This is a genomic window from Candidatus Pelagibacter communis (assembly GCF_001180105.1).
GTDB classification, from domain to species: domain Bacteria; phylum Pseudomonadota; class Alphaproteobacteria; order Pelagibacterales; family Pelagibacteraceae; genus Pelagibacter; species Pelagibacter ubique_K.
The window spans coordinates 1-1951 of record NZ_CVSO01000004.1 but is presented as its reverse complement, the minus strand read 5'-3'; the positions used below and the strand labels follow the sequence as shown (position 1 = coordinate 1951).

Here is a 1951-nt window from a genome sequence, read left to right as displayed (position 1 = left end):
AGAAGCCTCACAAATTGTACAATTCAAAAAAACAATACAACTTAATAATACAAAACAAAATCTTTTCATAAATACTTATAAAAAACATAATCTATTCTTTAAAAAAAACCTACAAACAAAAGAACAATAAATAAAATCATATATATATTCATACAAAAATAAACCCCATACTATAAAAATTTATACAAAATTCTAGGAATTAAAGAAATCCCAATCATTGTACTCATAATAACCAATCCAACAGGAACTATAACCTCAACATTTGCCAAAAGCTGATCAACAATAGGCTGTATATCAGCAGCACTTATAATAGCCTCAACACTACTACCTTCCATATTCTTTCACCTCACGAAAAATTTTAAAATCCTATAAAATAAAAATAATATAAAAATACTAAACATCATTGAAAAAACAAACATTAAAAGTAAATAAATATTACTTAATTGAAAAAACATACTATTCAAATAAAGCAAAAATTCATCACCTAAAGAATTATCACTAAAACTTCTTAAATAATTCTCAATAATATCAAACTGCGAAAAATGTAACAAAAAATAGCCAACTTCAGGAATAGAACTTACACCAACTTCCAAACCACCATCCAAACCTACAGAATACATATTATCCCAACTTCAATTCATATTTTGACAAAAATTCTACATCAACCAACTTTACTTTCATCAAATTTTTAGAAGTTGGCACAAATTCAAATATTCCATCATAAAGACCTGAAATATCCTTAAACGAACTACTCTTACTAATATCTAAATTTGCCTTCATAGGCAAATAACCATAACCCTGAACACCATTAGACGGAGAAACATTAACATAGTACACAGTTATACCTTCAATAACCTTATCTCTTTCATCAAAAAAACTATAAGGCCTAATAAACAATACTAAAATTTTCTGTTTCATAAAAAAAACCTCCTTTTAATCTTATAAATATAATATCGGCATAAATAACAAAAACAATACAGTCGCACTCACTAAAAGTGAGAATGCGAAACTACCAAATATTACAAACTTACCACTTAGATTTAATTACAAATTTAGATTTATACTCATTTTCTTTGCAAAGCCTACCAAATCTCACAGTACTCTTCTTATCGTGTAATGTTTCATACTCTCCAGTTATAACCTTACGACATTCACCAATACTCGCATAATAATCATGCAAATTAAACATCATATGAACATAACTTTCCTCACGGTAACTAGAATAAAAATCTTGCAAATAATCATATATATAGTCCATAAGACAAGGATCATTATTAAACAACCAACCAAGATGATCTAAAGAAGCTTTAACAGTATAACCAGAAGATACAAAATCCTCCAAACTTTCATTAGGATGCAAAAGCCTCCTAAGCCTATAACAATCTTGAAGTTCTCCCTCAAGTTCAGACACACGATTAAGAGCCTGCTCAAGCTCATAATTAAGGCTCATAACACCCACAATAGAACTATCATCAAAAAAAGAGCACTGATAAGAAGAATCGCTATAAGCAGAACGCCTACGATTATGATCAATACCACAAGACTCCTTCTCAGGGAAAAATCTACGATAATCATAAAACCTAGACTTCTTATAAGCTAAAACATTTACTTCCAATTCATACCAAACCATATCATGAAATAATACTAAATCAGAAATTAAACTATCTTCATTCTGACCATAACGCAACAAAGATAAATTACTAAGTTTTTTAGAAATATCTAAAATACATTTATGAATATCAAAATTATGAGAATAAACCCTAATTACAGAATCATATTTTTTACAATCTAAACTAGCCTTCCTTAAAATCTTCCAAAAAGCATCATAATCACAATCCTTCTTCAATTTATTACCATCCCTTTTAACTAAACGAAAAGTAGTACTTGTCAAATAATTAATAATCACATCGCAATTATCCAAAACAAGAAAACATTCTTTTAAAACACCAAG

General features: G+C 28.2%; 4 protein-coding genes. All 4 read right to left on the bottom strand.

What is annotated here, in order from left to right; all coding sequences use genetic code 11:
- Window positions 1–170 precede the first annotated feature (170 nt).
- Window positions 171–335 (bottom strand): hypothetical protein, encoded by a 165-nt coding sequence (locus AMN84_RS05000; protein ID WP_179850677.1) that lies wholly within the window; start codon window positions 333–335, stop codon window positions 171–173.
- Window positions 336–341: 6 nt separating this feature from the next.
- Window positions 342–620, bottom strand: coding sequence for a hypothetical protein (locus AMN84_RS01330; RefSeq protein WP_075482737.1), 279 nt, complete (start codon window positions 618–620; stop codon window positions 342–344).
- A 1-nt stretch (window position 621) separates the two neighbouring features.
- Window positions 622–918 (bottom strand): hypothetical protein, encoded by a 297-nt coding sequence (locus tag AMN84_RS01325; RefSeq protein WP_075482735.1) that lies wholly within the window; start codon window positions 916–918, stop codon window positions 622–624.
- Window positions 919–1027: 109 nt separating this feature from the next.
- Window positions 1028–1951, bottom strand: a 924-nt coding sequence (locus tag AMN84_RS01320; protein WP_218836769.1) for a hypothetical protein, incomplete at its 5' end; no start/stop codon positions are given.